Raw genomic sequence first — 13,688 nt, forward strand, 5'->3', positions numbered from 1 at the left:
CATGGGTCGGCAAGGGCGTCCGCGGCGATGCGTGACGACGCACCCGGGGCGCAGCCCGGAACGGACGGTCTGGAGGCACGGCTCGCGTCACCGACGCGGCCGTGCCTCCGCCAGTCGGTACCGTTGGTGCGTGCCCCGCTTCCTCGTCGTCCTCGATGCCGATTCCACCCTCCTCGAGGACGAGGTGATCGAACTGCTCGCCGACAGCGCCGGGACCCGGCCACAGGTGGCGGCGATCACGGAGCGCGCCATGCGCGGGGAACTCGACTTCGCCGAGAGCCTCCGGGAGCGTGTCGCGACCCTGGCGGGCCTCCAGGCGGACGTCTTCGTCCGCGCGCAGCAGGCGGTCCGTGTGACGCGGGGCGCCGACCAGCTCGTCCGCGGCGTGCACGCCGCCGGCGGCACCGTCGGCGTGGTGTCGGGCGGGTTCCACGAGGTCCTCGACCCCTTCGCCGAGCAACTCGGCCTCGACCACTGCCGGGCGAACCGGCTCGAGGTCAGCGGCGGCGTGCTGACCGGCCGCGTGCTCGGCGACGTCGTCGACGCGCACGCGAAGGCCGTCGCGCTCCGCGAGTGGGCGGACGCCGACGGTGTCGACCCGGCACGGACGATCGCGATCGGGGACGGCGCGAACGACCTCGAGATGATGCGCGTCGCGGCGCTGTCGGTCGCGTTCGACGCGAAGCCGCGCGTGCGGGAGCAGGCGAACGTCGCGGTCGTCGACCGTGACCTGTCCGCCGTGCTCGCGACGCTCGGTCTGCGCGGCTGAGCGGACCGTCCGGTCTTCGCGCTCAGCGACACGTCACGCGCGCGAGCACCCGTGGACGGTCGCTGGGCACGAAACGTCGCGCAGGCGGTGGCTAGTGCCCCATCCCGAGGCCGCCGTCGACCGGGATGATCGCTCCGGAGACGTACCCGGCGCCGTCGCTCGCCAGGAACAGCGTGGCGTCGGCGACGTCGTCGACCGTGCCGTAGCGGGCGGCCGGGATCGCCTTCTTGAACTCGGCCTGCAGCTCGTCGGAGAGCGCGGCGGTCATGTCGGTCTGGATGAAGCCGGGCGCGACGACGTTGGCGGTGATGCCACGCGAACCGAGTTCACGGGTGATCGAGCGGGCCATGCCGACCAGGGCGGCCTTCGAGGACGCGTAGTTGACCTGGCCGATCTGGCCGTAGGCACCCACGACGCTCGACATCAGCACGATGCGCCCGAACTTGGCCTTCATCATGCCCTTCGTGGCGCGCTTGACGACGCGGAAGGTGCCGGTGAGGTTCGTGTCGACGACGCTGGTGAAGTCGTCCTCGGACATGCGGAGGAGCAGCTGGTCGTTCGTGATGCCGGCGTTCGCGACGAGGACCTCGATCGGACCGAACTCGGCCTCGACCTGCGTGAACGCGGCGTCGACGGAGGCCGTGTCGGTGATGTCGGCCTGCACCGTCAGCGCGCCCTCGGGACCACCCTGACCGCTGCGCGACGTCACGGCGACCCGGTGGCCGGCTGCGACGAACCGCTCGGCCAGCGCGCGGCCGATGCCGCGGTTGCCGCCGGTGATGAGGACGGTACGGGGGGTGCTCATGGTCGCTCCGTTCGGTGGGTTCTGCTCGGCACGCGGTGCCGGGGACCCGGCGGACACGCCCGGACGAGCGTACCGGAGCCGACCACCCTGCCGGTTCGCGCGCGGCGCACCCATGATCGGCCCGGCGGGATTAGGCTTGACCACGGGTAGACGGAGACCATCTGTATGAAGAGCACGCACACGAGCATCACCTCGCTGCCGGACACACCGGAGCAGGACCGGGCGCACCGCCTGTCCCGCTACGTCTGGCAGATGGCCATCCGAGTGGTCCTCTTCATCTCCGCCGTGCTCGTGTACTCGACCTGGCACTCGTGGCTTGCCGTCATCCCGATCGTCCTCGCCGCGGTGATCCCCTGGGTCGCCGTCGTCATCGCGAACGCCGGCAGCCGGACCGAGAGCGACATGATCTCCCCCGCCGGGTCCATCGAGCTGTACGACGCCGTCGACACGCGCCTCCGCGAACAGCAGGAGGACGCACGGGCCCAGGCCTACCGCGACGAACAGGACCGCCTCCGCCAGCAGGCGCAGCACGCCCAGGACGAGTGGCAGCGCAACGGCGACCGATCGAAGATGTGGGGGCCCCGCTGATGGGTGCGACGTTCGACCTGCAGACCGAGCCCGGATCGACCCCGGTGTGCTCGCGAGCGGGTTGCACCTCGACGGCCGGCTGGCGCGTGAACTGGCGCAACCCCCGCATCCACGCGATCGACCGCGTGAAGATCTGGGCGGCGTGCGACGAGCACCGTGACTTCCTGGCCGATTACCTGCGGTCCCGCTCGTTCCCGGTGCGCGTCACCGGCATGCACGAGGACGTCGACCGCCTCGACGACGAGCGCGACCCGGTGGCAGCGCCGAAGAACGACGTCGGGGTGCGCGCCACCGGCACCTCGCGATGACCGACGGCTTCGACCCGCAGTCCCGGTACGGCCGCAAGCACGCCGCCAAGCTGCAGCGTGCCGCCGCTGGATCGAGCTCCGGCTTTGGCTCGGACTCGGGGTCGGGCTCGGGTTCGATCAGCCGCTCCGACGAGCCCTTCGTCGGCTGGCGCTTCGTCCGGAGCCGCCGCTGGCTCGGCTACTTCGCGATCGCCGTCGCCTTCGCCATCGTCTGCACGCTGTTCGGCATGTGGCAGTGGGACCGCCGCAACGAAGCCGTCCGGCAGAACGAGCAGGTCGCGCAGAACTACGACCACACTCCCGTCCCCCTCGACCGGGCGCTGCCGAAGGCGTCGAGCTGGCAGGACGAGCAGGAGTGGCTCCGGGTCTCCGTCACCGGCCGGTACGACGTCGACTCCCAGCTGCTCGTCCGCAACCGCGTGCACAACGGGCAGCCCGGGTTCGAGGTCCTCACCCCGCTCGTCACGTCCGAGGGCCGCGCCTTCATCGTCGACCGCGGCTGGGTCCCGACCGGCAACGCGCAGGACGCCCCCGACCACGTTCCCGCTCCCCCGTCCGGCGAGGTCACCGCCGTCGTCCGGCTGCAGCAGAGCGAACCCCGCATCCCCGGCCGCTCCGACCCGAAGGACACCGACCAGGTGCAGTCGGTCACCCTGGCCGACGTGGCGAACAAGGTCGACGACCCCATCTGGACCGGTGCGTACGGGCAGCTCGCCTCGGAGTCCCCCGCCCCGACCGAGGCCCGCCCGCTCGGCTGGGATCGCCCGAACGCCGACACCGGGCTGCACCTGAGTTACTTCATCCAGTGGTTCCTGTTCGCCGCCGGGGGCTTCGGGTTCCTGGCGTACGTGATGGTGCAGGAGTACCGGAACCTCAACCAGGACGACCCCGAGGAGCGCGAGCGTGCCCTCGAGCGCGAACGCCGCAAGAACCTCAAGCCGAAGACCGACGCCGAGATCGAGGACGAGCTCATCGCGTCCCGTCGCTGACGCGCTGGCGTGTGTGCGCGTCAGCGCACCGTGCGCACCTCGCAACCCCGTGCGCGCTTCCGCGCACCGTGCAGCACCACAAGCGCGCACCCACCACGCAACACGGCACCGGCCCGCGAACGCGGCACCGTGCGCACGGGAGGCGCGACACACGACCAGCACCGCGCCTCCAGACCGCACCGTGCGCACCTCGCAACCCCGTGCGCGCTTCCCCGCACCGTGCAGCACCACAAGCGCGCACCCACCACGCAACACGGCACCGGACCGCGAACGCGGCACCGTGCGCACGGGCCTCGCGCGGCCGACTCCGAGGCCGGTGCGCAAGACGCCGTCGTCATCGCGACACGCCCCCACGTCGGCGAGGCGCCGCCGTCTCCGGCGGCGCCTCGACGGCTCAGCGGCGTCGTGTGGACACGACGGCGTCTCGCAAGCGGCTACGCGAGTTCGATGAGCTCCGCGTAGTCCTTGTTCCAGTGGTCCTCGGTGCCGTCCGGCAGCAGCAGCACGCGCTCGGGGTTGAGCGCCTCGACCGCGCCGGCGTCGTGGGACACCAGGACGACCGCGCCCTCGAAGCCGGCCAGGGCGTTGAGGATCTCCTCGCGTGACGCCGGGTCCAGGTTGTTCGTCGGTTCGTCGAGCAGCAGGACGTTCGCCCCCGAGACGACGATCATCGCGAGCGACAGACGCGTCTTCTCACCACCGGACAGGACGCCGGCCTTCTTGTAGCCGTCGTCGCCGGTGAACAGGAACGACCCGAGCACCCGACGGGCCTCGGTCTCGTTGAGGTCCGTCGACGCCGACACCATGTTCTCGATCACCGTGCGGTTGATGTCGATGTTCTCGTGTTCCTGCGCGTAGTAGCCGATGCGCAGACCGTGGCCTGGCTGGATCTCACCGGTGTCGGGCTGGTCGGCACCCGCGAGGATGCGCAGCAACGTCGTCTTGCCCGCACCGTTGAAGCCGAGGATGACCACGCGGGAGCCGCGGTCGATCGCCAGGTCGACACCGGCGAAGATCTCCAGCGAGCCGTAGGACTTCGACAGCCCCTCGGCCATCAGCGGCGTACGACCGCACGGCGCCGGCGTGGGGAAACGGATCTTCGCGACGCGGTCGGCGACGCGCTCGTCCTCGAGGCCGGCGAGCAGCTTGTCGGCACGCGCGACCATCTGGTGCGCGGCGGCGGCCTTCGAGGCCTTCGCACCGAAGCGTGCGGCCTGGTCCTTGAGCGTGGCGGCCTTCTTCTCGGCACCCGCGCGCTCCTTGCGACGGCGCTCCTCGTCGGCGACGCGCTGCCGCTGGTAGAGCTTCCAGCCCATGTTGTAGATGTCGATGGTCTGGCGGTTTGCGTCCAGGTAGAAGACGCGGTTCACGACCTCTTCGACGAGCTCGACGTCGTGGGAGATGATGATGACGCCGCCGGGGTAGGTCTTCAGGTGCTCGCGGAGCCACACGACGGAGTCGGCGTCGAGGTGGTTGGTCGGCTCGTCGAGGATCATCGTCTCGGCGTCCGAGAACAGGATGCGGGCGAGCTCGATGCGCCGTCGTTGACCACCCGAGAGCGTCTTGAGCTGCTGGTCGAGGATGCGGTCCGGCAGCTTCAGGTTCGACGCGATCGAGGCGGCCTCGGCCTCGGCCGCGTAGCCACCGAGCGCGTTGAACTGGTCGTCGAGACGGCTGTAGCGCCGCATCGCCTTCTCGGCAACGGCCGCGTCGTCGCTCGCCATGTCGAGCGTGGCGAGGCGGATGCCCTCCACGAGCTCACCGAGCCCGCGGGCGTCGAGGATGCGCTTCCGCGCGGTCTCCTCCGGGTCGCCGGAGCGGGGGTCCTGCGGCAGGTAGCCGATCTCCCCGCCGCGGTCGATCGTGCCGCCGTTCGGCTGCGTCTCGCCCGCGAGGGCCTTGGTCATCGTCGTCTTCCCCGCGCCGTTGCGGCCGACGAGTCCGATCTTGTCGCCCTTCTCGACACGGAAGGACACTTCTTCCATGAGGAGACGAGCTCCGACGCGGATCTCGAGTTCGTGCACGGCAAGCACAGTGGACGTCCAATCAGTTGGTGGGTTTGCACAACGGTGTGTGCGTGAGGTGCACCGCTACGCTGACGGGACCGATGGTTCCGAACGGAACCAGCAGTCCATTCTAGGAGAATCCATGACGAACGCCACCGGGTTCGCTCCCCGCGCAGTCCTCGCCGACCGTCTGCGCACGCACGGGCTGGCCACCGACGCCGCCCTCGTCGCCGGCGGAGCCCTGTTCACCGCCGCGATGGCGCAGCTCGAGGTCCCGATGTGGCCGGTCCCGATCACCGGGCAGACGCTGGCCGTCGTGCTCGTCGGCGCGACGTTCGGCGCACGTCGCGGCATGCTCTCGCTGCTCGTCTACGCCGTCGCCGGACTCGCGGGTGCCCCGTTCTTCGCCGACCTGCAGGGCGGCCTGCAGGCCCTGGCCCTGCCGAGCTTCGGGTACGTCATCGGCTTCATCCCGGCCGCCGGGCTCGTCGGCTGGCTCGCCCGCCGCAACTGGGACCGCAACGTCGGTCGTGCCGCGGTCGCGATGCTGCTCGCGAGCGCGATCCCGTTCGTGACCGGCCTGCCGTACCTCGCCGTGGCGCTCGGCCAGCTCGGCGCCCCGAACGACGTCCAGTCGGTGCTCGCCGCCGGCCTGTACCCGTTCATCATCGGTGGCGTCGCCAAGGCCCTCATCGCCGCCGGCATCCTGCCGCTCGCGTGGAAGGCCGTCGGCCGCCGCTGACCCCTCGCACGAGAACGGCCCCGCACCGATCGGTGTGGGGCCGTTCTGCGTCCGCAGCGCGTGGGCGGGCAGGCAGGCGGCCGCGGCGCCGGGCTGTCAGTGCGGTCACGACTCCCCACTGCCCGGATGCCGAGTGGTCACGTTCCGTCGCCTGGAGCGGGGTCAGCCGACCGAACGCGACCACTCGGCGAACGTGAGCGGGCGGTTGCGACCACTCGGCGGCGCGCCCCGCGCGTGGCGTGCGCACAAACGGACGGGAGGCGCGGTGCCAGCTGGCACCGCGCCTCCCGTCCGTTGTGGGTCGCGCCTAGATCGCGAACCCGAGGGCGCGCATCATCTCGCGTCCGTCGTCGGTGATCCGTTCCGGACCCCACGGCGGCATCCAGACCCAGTTGATCCGGAAGGCGTCCACGATGCCGTCGAGCGCGTTCGCGGTGTCACCCTCGATGACGTCGGTCAGGGGGCAGCCGGCGCTGGTGAGCGTCATGCTGATGACGAGGGCGTTGGCGTCGTCGTCCCAGGCGAGGTCGTAGATCAGGCCGAGGTCGACGATGTTCACGCCGAGCTCCGGGTCCTGGACCTCCTTCAGGCCCTCGACGACCTCGTCGAACTTGTCGGGAGCGAGTGCGGCGATCATCAGGCCTGCGCCTCGGCGGCCGCGACGGCCTGCACGTAGCGGTCGTAGCCCTCGTTCTCGAGGCGGTCGGCCAGCTCGGGGCCGCCCTGCTCCGCGATCTTTCCGGCGACGAACACGTGCACGAAGTCCGGCTTGATGTAGCGGAGGATGCGCGTGTAGTGCGTGATGAGCAGTACACCGAGGCCGGTCGCGGCCTTGGCACGGTTGACGCCCTCGGAGACGATCTTCAGCGCGTCGACATCGAGGCCGGAGTCGGTCTCGTCGAGGACGGCGAAATTCGGCTTGAGGAGCTCGAGCTGCATGATCTCGTGGCGCTTCTTCTCGCCACCGGAGAAGCCCTCGTTGACGTTGCGCTCGGCGAACGACGAGTCCATCTTCAGGTCGGCCATCGACTGACGGAGTTCCTTGATCCAGCCGCGCAGGGCCGGGGCCTCACCGTCGATCGCCGTCTTGGCGGTGCGGAGGAAGTTCGACACCGTGACGCCGGGGATCTCGACCGGGTACTGCATCGCCAGGAACATGCCGGCACGGGCACGCTCGTCGACGCTCATCGCGAGGACGTCCTCGCCGTCGAGGGTGATCGTGCCACCGACGACGTTGTACCGGGGGTGTCCGGCGATCGTGTACGCCAGGGTGGACTTGCCGGAGCCGTTCGGCCCCATGATCGCGTGGATCTCGCCCTCGTTGATGGTGAGGTCGACACCCTTCAGGATCTCCTTGGTGCCCTGGTCGGTGTCGATCGAGACCTTGAGGTCACGGATTTCCAGAGTGGACATTGCGTTCCTTCGGTTGCAGCTGTGGTGCGGCGTCAGCCGCGGGAAGTGTTGGGGTGCTCAGTCGACCGGGACGACGTCCTGGACGTCGACGTAGACGTCGCCGTCGCGGACCTCGACCCGGAAGACCGGGACGGGCTCGTAGGCCGGGAAGTTCTGCGGCTTGCCGGTGGTCAGCGAGAAGCGGGACCCGTGGGCCCAGCACTCCAGCGAGTCACCCTCGACGAAGCCCTCGGCCAGCGAGATGTCGCCGTGCGTGCAGGTGTCGCCGATGGCGTGGACCGTGCCGGACGAGTCCTTCACGATCGCGACCGCCGTGCCACCGACGACCACCCGCATCGGGCTGTCCACCGCGATGTCGGCTTCGGCGCAGACCTTCTCGGCCATCAGGCGTTGGCCTGCGGAGCGGCGGTCTGCGGTGCGGGTGCCTGCGGCGCGGCGGCCGGCTCGGCGCCGGACTCGGCCGGTGCCGCGATGACCGAACGGCCCTCGGCGAGTTCCTGCTCGACCGCGGCGATGAGGCGTTCCTCGAGCTCGGGCGCACCGATCTTCTGGATCACCTCGACCAGGAAGCCGAGCACGACGAGACGCCGCGCTTCTTCTTCCGGGACTCCGCGGGACTGCAGGTAGAACAGCTGCTCGTCGTCGAAGCGACCGGTGGCACTCGCGTGACCGGCACCCTCGATGTTGCCCGTCTCGATCTCGAGGTTCGGGATGCTGTCGGCACGGGTGCCGTCCGTCAGCACGAGGTTGCGGTTCTGCTCGTACGAGTCGGTCCCGTCACCGGCGCGACCGATCAGGACGTCACCGATCCAGACGGTGTGCGCGCCCTGGCCCTGCAGCGCACCCTTGTAGTTGACCCGACCGCGCGTGTTCGGCGCGTCGTGGTTCACGTAGACCTGCTGCTCGATGTACTGGCCGGCGTCGGCGAAGTACACGCCGTACATCTCGGTGTCGGCACCCTGCGCACCGAGGTGCGTCGAGGGGTTGACCCGGATGACGTCGCCGCCGAGCGAGACCACGACGTGCTTGAGGAAGGCATCGCGCCCGACCTCGGCGAAGTGCGTCGACACGTGCACCGCGTCGTCGTCCCAGTCCTGCAGGCTGACGACGGTCAGTCGTGCGTTCTGCTGCGCGACGATCTCGATGTTCTCGCTCAGCAGGGCGCTGCCGCGGTTGTCGAGCACGACGATGCCCTGCGCGTTCGGCTCGGCCGTGATGACCGTGTGCGCGGCGCGGGGCTGCGACCCGAAGTCGGAGCGGGTCACCGTGATGAACTCGTGCGCTTCGGTGGCCTTGATCGTGATCGCCAGGACCGCGTCACGGGCGCTCCAGGCCGCGGCCGCCGCGCGGTCTTCGGGCAGGCCGGCGGTGCCGACGCGGGGGTCGTCGCTGCGACCCCACTCGACGTCGGCGCCCTCGGACTGGCGGGCGAGGTACGGGTAGGCGGATCCGTCGAGCGGGCCGTCCAGCAGCGGCTGGAGCTTGGTCAGCGGCGCGAACTTCCAGTTGACCTCTCGGCCGGTGACCTTCGGGAACGCCTCGACGTCGCCGGACTGGAACCGCTCGGAGCGGGTCTGGACCGGCACCTTCTTGTCGGGGGCGTCCCAGCCGCCGTCGGAGTGGGCTCCGGCGCCGTGCTGGGTGCCGCCCTGCGCTGCGGCAGCGGGCTCGATCGGCTGGTCGATGTGGGGAGGGGTGGTGCTGGACATCTAGCCGACGGATCCTTCCATGCTCATCTCGATGAGCTTGTTGAGTTCGAGTGCGTACTCCATCGGGAGCTCGCGGGCGATCGGCTCGATGAAACCACGGACGATCATCGCCATCGCCTCGTCCTCGGCCATGCCGCGGGACATGAGGTAGAAGAGCTGCTCCTCGCTGACACGCGAGACCGTGGCCTCGTGCCCCAGCTGCACGTCGTCGACACGGATGTCGATCGCCGGGTACGTGTCGCTCCGGCTGATCGTGTCGACGAGCAGGGCGTCACAGCGCACGGTGTTGGCCGCGTGGTGCGCGCCCGGGTCGACCCGGACCTCGCCGCGGTACCCGGCACGACCGCCGCCACGGGCGATCGACTTGGAGACGATCGAGGACGTCGTGTACGGCGCCATGTGGATCATCTTCGCGCCGGCGTCCTGGTGCTGGCCGGGGCCCGCGAAGGCCACGGAGAGCGTCTCGCCCTTGGCGTGCTCCCCGGCGAGGTAGATCGACGGGTACTTCATCGTGACCTTGGAGCCGATGTTGCCGTCGATCCACTCCATCGTCGCGCCTTCGTGCGCGATCGCACGCTTCGTGACGAGGTTGTAGACGTTGTTCGACCAGTTCTGGATCGTCGTGTAGCGAACGCGGGCGTTCTTCTTCACGATGATCTCGACGACGGCCGAGTGCAGCGAGTCGGACTTGTAGATCGGAGCGGTGCAGCCCTCGATGTAGTGGACGTACGAGTCCTCGTCCGCGATGATCAGCGTCCGCTCGAACTGACCCATGTTCTCGGTGTTGATCCGGAAGTAGGCCTGCAGCGGGATCTCGACGTGGACGCCCTTGGGGACGTAGACGAACGACCCACCGGACCAGACGGCCGTGTTCAGCGCGGCGAACTTGTTGTCGCCGGCCGGGATCACGGTGCCGAAGTGCTCCTCGAACAGCTCCGGGTGCTCACGGAGCGCCGTGTCGGTGTCCATGAAGATGACGCCCTGCTGCTCCAGGTCCTCGCGGATCTGGTGGTACACGACCTCGGACTCGTACTGCGCGGCGACGCCGGCGACCAGGCGCTGGCGCTCGGCCTCGGGGATGCCGAGCTTCTCGTAGGTCGCACGGATGTCCTCGGGGAGGTCTTCCCACGACTGCGCCTGCTTCTCGGTGGAGCGCACGAAGTACTTGATGTTGTCGAAGTCGATGCCCGTCAGGTCGGCACCCCACGTCGGCATCGGCTTGCGGCCGAAGAGCGACAGCCCCTTGAGGCGGTTCTTCAGCATCCACTCGGGCTCGTCCTTGAGGTTCGAGATGTCGGTGACGACCTCTTCCGAGATCCCACGACGGGCGGAGGACCCTGCCGAGTCGGAGTCGGACCAGCCGAACTCGTATTGGCCGAGCCCTTCGAGCTCGGGACGGTCGATGAGCACGTCGGACATGGTCTCCTCGTTTCCTTCTCGCGGGACAGCGTTACAGGTGTCAACCCGTGGCGTCTGGACGCCATTCCACCGTGGACCGCTGACATGCGGACCCGGTGCTGCTCCCTCGCAACGACTATGGTTCCACGCAGTCCGTGGAGTGATCGGCGATCTCGGCCCATTCGGAGCCGGCGCCTGCCTAGACTTGACTGCTGCTGAACCCTCGAATCCTACAGGTTCACTGCACGGAACAACAGGAAGGCACCACCCTCGTGACACGCGTCGGATCCCCCGTCGAGCAGGATCTCCGGACCGGACGGTGGTGGTCGCTCCCCCGTGCGGTCGACCGCCGCGTCGTCGCACTGGCCTGGGCGTCCTTCGTGGTCGAGGTCGTGCTGATCGGCACAGGCGGCCTGGTCCGCCTCACCGCGTCGGGCCTCGGATGCCCCACCTGGCCCAAGTGCACGGCGGATTCGCTGGTCTCCACGCCGGAGATGGGCGTCCACGGCATCATCGAGTTCGGCAACCGTCTGCTGACCTTCGTGCTCGTGATCGTGGCCGTCGCGATGTTCCTGGCGGTCGTCCGGATGCTCCGCACGCGGCCGGAACTGTTCTGGTTGGCGTTCGCTCAGGGCGTCGCGATCCCGGTGCAGGCCGTGATCGGCGGCATGAGCGTGTGGACGAACCTGAACCCCTTCGTGGTCGGACTGCACTTCGTCGTCTCCGCCGCGCTCACCTCGGTGACCGCTGCCCTGGTCTACCGCACCGTGCACGGCCCCCGCACGGCCGAGCGGCTCGTCCCCGGCTGGTACACCGGCGTCGTCCGCGGCACCGTCGCCGCCGTCGTCGTGACCGTGCTCGTCGGCATCCTGACCACCGGCAGCGGCCCACACGCCGGCGCTGACGAAGCCGTCGACGGCGGACGCCTGCACCGCACCGGGTTCGACCCCGCGGTCATGGAGCACGTGCACGCCTGGCCGGCGTACGCCCTCTTCGCGCTCACCCTGGTGCTCGTCATCGGAGCCGTCCGCCTGGGCCGGCCGAGCAAGTGGCCGTTGCTGCTGCTCGTCGTCGAGTTCCTGCAGATCGCGGTCGGCCTCACGCAGGCACGCACCGGTCTGCCCGTCGGGCTCGTCGGCACGCACATGGTGCTCGCCGGGCTCCTCGTGGGCGCCGTCACCGCCGTGGTGCTGTCCACGCGGGCATCGGCCGGTCGCGACGCCGTCCGGGAGCCCATCGTCGCCTGACGCCCGGGCGCGTCGCGCGCTCGACACCCGTTCTCCGACACCCCACGAGTCGTTCGACTCGTGGGGTGTCGCGTTTGTGGTGGTCGGCCGGACGCGCCGTCGGACCGAGTCCGCATTACGTGTGGTCCCCAGCCAGTCGCGTCCGCGCCGCGGCAGACGCGCCGCGCGCCGGACGGGAGGCCCGTGGCGGGCCCGCACCGCGCCTCCAGGCCGCCGCGTGCCGAGCACAGGACGCCGGTGTCCTGCCGAGACGCCGCCGAACGCGCGAGACGCCGCCGGATTCGGCGGCGTCTCGTCGGGGTGGCGGCGTCCTGCGGACACGACGGCGTCTTGCCAATACGACGGCGTCAACTGGACACGACGGCGTCCTGCGGACACGACGGCGTCAACCGGACACGACGGCGTCTTGCCAATACGACGGCGTCAACCGGACACGACGGCGTCCTGCGGACCGAGCACGCGCCTGCGGCGGCGCCGGCGCGACCGCCCTAGAAGGTGAAGACCTGCGGCAGCAGCGGGTCGATGCCCACCGCGATGAAGAGCAGCGTCAGGTACGTGATCGAGCTGTGGAAGACCCGCATCGGATGCACGTGCTCGACGTGCTGGATCGCCCGCGAGTACAGGCGGTGCGACTCGACGACGAACCAGATGCCACCGGCCAGCGCGACCACCGTGTACAGCGGACCCATGTGCCCGACGGGGATGAGCAGGAGCGAGCAGACGAGCGTCGCCCAGGCGTACAGGACGACCTGCAGGCCGACGACGGTCCGACCACGGACGACGGCGAGCATCGGCACGTCGGCGGCGTCGTAGTCGTCCCGGTACTTCATCGACAGCGGCCAGTAGTGCGGCGGCGTCCAGAGGAAGATCACCATGAACAGGATGACGGGGGTCCACGTCAGCGATCCGGTGACACCCGCCCAGCCGATGAGCACGGGCATGCAGCCGGCCGAGCCACCCCAGACGATGTTCTGCGGCGTGCGGCGCTTGAGCCACAGCGTGTAGACGAACACGTAGATCAGGATCGCGATGACGCTGAGCGCCGCCGCGAGCCAGTTCACCAGGAAGCCGAGCACCGCTGTCGACAGGACGCCGAGGATCCACGAGAACACGAGGGCTTCACGGTCGGAGAGTTCGCCGGTGACCAGCGGCCGGGTGCTCGTCCGCTTCATGAGCCGGTCGATGTCGCGGTCGATGTAGCAGTTGAAGGCCGACGCCGAACCGGCCGACATCGCTCCGCCGAGCATCGTCCAGAAGACGAGCCACAGGTCGGGGACGCCGCGCTCGGCGAGGAACATCGTCGGGGCCGTGGTGACGAGCAGCAGCTCCATCACGCGCGGCTTCGTCAACGAGACGTACGCACGGACCTTGCGGGACAGCGGCGATCGGGGTCGATCGGTGTCGGGCCGGGTCACGGTGGCAGTCGGCAAGGGAACCTCAGTCTGTTCGCATCAGCTCGCACACTCGGTGGACGACTGCGGCGGCGTCCGGGCATGCGCTGACCCGGAATGTCCACGGGTCCCGATCAGTTTACGGGATGGAAGCGCCGCAACGGTGCCCCGCTCCGACATCCCGGCGTGATCCGGACGCGTTCGACACGCCCGGATCGACCGTCGTCGGCCACCCCGGTGTGAACATCGGGGGTCACCTGAACCCCTTCTGAGTACCGGGTCACTATGCTGGACACGCCCTCCCGCAGTGCGCGCCCCGATGA

The 13,688-nt window shown here is 69.7% G+C and carries 14 protein-coding genes; 6 read left to right on the forward strand and 8 right to left on the reverse strand.

Annotated elements, in window-relative coordinates; all coding sequences use genetic code 11:
* Positions 1-130 precede the first annotated feature (130 nt).
* Entirely contained in the window at positions 131-769 is a 639-nt protein-coding gene (gene serB, locus MXD64_RS09570; RefSeq protein WP_263136353.1) for a phosphoserine phosphatase SerB, read from the forward strand.
* A 91-nt stretch (positions 770-860) separates the two neighbouring features.
* On the opposite strand, the gene fabG is transcribed toward serB, so the two are convergent.
* Positions 861-1,574 carry a 3-oxoacyl-ACP reductase FabG gene (gene fabG / locus MXD64_RS09575; protein WP_031259788.1) on the reverse strand — a complete coding sequence of 238 codons (714 nt, stop codon included), beginning with the start codon at positions 1,572-1,574 and terminating at the stop codon, positions 861-863.
* Between the two features lie 165 nt (positions 1,575-1,739).
* Between fabG and MXD64_RS09580 the strand changes: the two genes are divergently transcribed.
* From MXD64_RS09580 to MXD64_RS09590, 3 genes are read left to right on the forward strand one after another with little or no spacing between them, the layout of a single operon-like run.
* Positions 1,740-2,162, forward strand: coding sequence for a DUF3099 domain-containing protein (locus MXD64_RS09580; RefSeq protein ID WP_263136354.1), 423 nt, complete (start codon positions 1,740-1,742; stop codon positions 2,160-2,162).
* The gene (locus MXD64_RS09585; RefSeq protein WP_081612300.1) at positions 2,162-2,470 is read left to right on the forward strand and encodes a hypothetical protein; all 309 of its coding nucleotides are present in this window, start codon (positions 2,162-2,164) and stop codon (positions 2,468-2,470) included. The genes MXD64_RS09580 and MXD64_RS09585 overlap by 1 nt, the downstream gene beginning before the upstream one ends.
* Positions 2,467-3,459: an SURF1 family cytochrome oxidase biogenesis protein gene (locus MXD64_RS09590; protein WP_259552575.1), complete on the forward strand. Its 993-nt coding sequence runs from the start codon at positions 2,467-2,469 to the stop codon at positions 3,457-3,459. Before MXD64_RS09585 ends, MXD64_RS09590 begins: the two co-directional genes overlap by 4 nt.
* Positions 3,460-3,893: 434 nt before the next feature.
* Here the strand turns inward: MXD64_RS09590 and MXD64_RS09595 are convergent, their stop codons facing one another.
* A complete protein-coding gene (locus MXD64_RS09595) occupies positions 3,894-5,492 on the reverse strand; it encodes an ABC-F family ATP-binding cassette domain-containing protein (RefSeq protein WP_031259783.1) in 1,599 nt (532 codons plus the stop codon).
* Positions 5,493-5,607: 115 nt separating this feature from the next.
* Here MXD64_RS09595 and MXD64_RS09600 point away from each other — a divergent pair, with 115 nt between their 5' ends.
* On the forward strand, positions 5,608-6,207 hold the full coding sequence (locus MXD64_RS09600) for a biotin transporter BioY (protein ID WP_071251502.1): 600 nt from the start codon (positions 5,608-5,610) through the stop codon (positions 6,205-6,207).
* Between the two features lie 307 nt (positions 6,208-6,514).
* Here MXD64_RS09600 and MXD64_RS09605 read toward each other — a convergent pair whose 3' ends face one another.
* The 5 genes from MXD64_RS09605 to sufB are packed head-to-tail and all read right to left on the reverse strand — an operon-like array spanning position 6,515 to position 10,748.
* Positions 6,515-6,844: a metal-sulfur cluster assembly factor gene (locus MXD64_RS09605; RefSeq protein ID WP_017887270.1), complete on the reverse strand. Its 330-nt coding sequence runs from the start codon at positions 6,842-6,844 to the stop codon at positions 6,515-6,517.
* Positions 6,844-7,620, reverse strand: a complete 777-nt coding sequence (gene sufC, locus MXD64_RS09610; RefSeq protein ID WP_263136355.1) for a Fe-S cluster assembly ATPase SufC — start codon at positions 7,618-7,620, stop codon at positions 6,844-6,846. Before sufC ends, MXD64_RS09605 begins: the two co-directional genes overlap by 1 nt.
* Before the next feature lie 57 nt (positions 7,621-7,677).
* Positions 7,678-8,004: a non-heme iron oxygenase ferredoxin subunit gene (locus MXD64_RS09615; RefSeq protein ID WP_017887268.1), complete on the reverse strand. Its 327-nt coding sequence runs from the start codon at positions 8,002-8,004 to the stop codon at positions 7,678-7,680.
* Positions 8,004-9,329, reverse strand: coding sequence for a Fe-S cluster assembly protein SufD (gene sufD, locus MXD64_RS09620; RefSeq protein ID WP_017887267.1), 1,326 nt, complete (start codon positions 9,327-9,329; stop codon positions 8,004-8,006). The genes MXD64_RS09615 and sufD overlap by 1 nt, the downstream gene beginning before the upstream one ends.
* Positions 9,330-10,748 (reverse strand): Fe-S cluster assembly protein SufB, encoded by a 1,419-nt coding sequence (sufB, locus tag MXD64_RS09625; RefSeq protein ID WP_263136356.1) that lies wholly within the window; start codon positions 10,746-10,748, stop codon positions 9,330-9,332.
* Between the two features lie 251 nt (positions 10,749-10,999).
* Here sufB and MXD64_RS09630 point away from each other — a divergent pair, with 251 nt between their 5' ends.
* Complete coding sequence (locus MXD64_RS09630) at positions 11,000-11,974, forward strand: COX15/CtaA family protein (RefSeq protein WP_042540911.1); 975 nt, start codon at positions 11,000-11,002, stop codon at positions 11,972-11,974.
* A 488-nt stretch (positions 11,975-12,462) separates the two neighbouring features.
* Here MXD64_RS09630 and MXD64_RS09635 read toward each other — a convergent pair whose 3' ends face one another.
* Positions 12,463-13,389, reverse strand: coding sequence for a heme o synthase (locus MXD64_RS09635; protein ID WP_017887264.1), 927 nt, complete (start codon positions 13,387-13,389; stop codon positions 12,463-12,465).
* Between the last annotated feature and the right edge of the window lie 299 nt (positions 13,390-13,688).

Source organism: Curtobacterium sp. Arg-1, from assembly GCF_025643395.1.
GTDB classification, from domain to species: Bacteria; Actinomycetota; Actinomycetes; order Actinomycetales; family Microbacteriaceae; genus Curtobacterium; species Curtobacterium poinsettiae.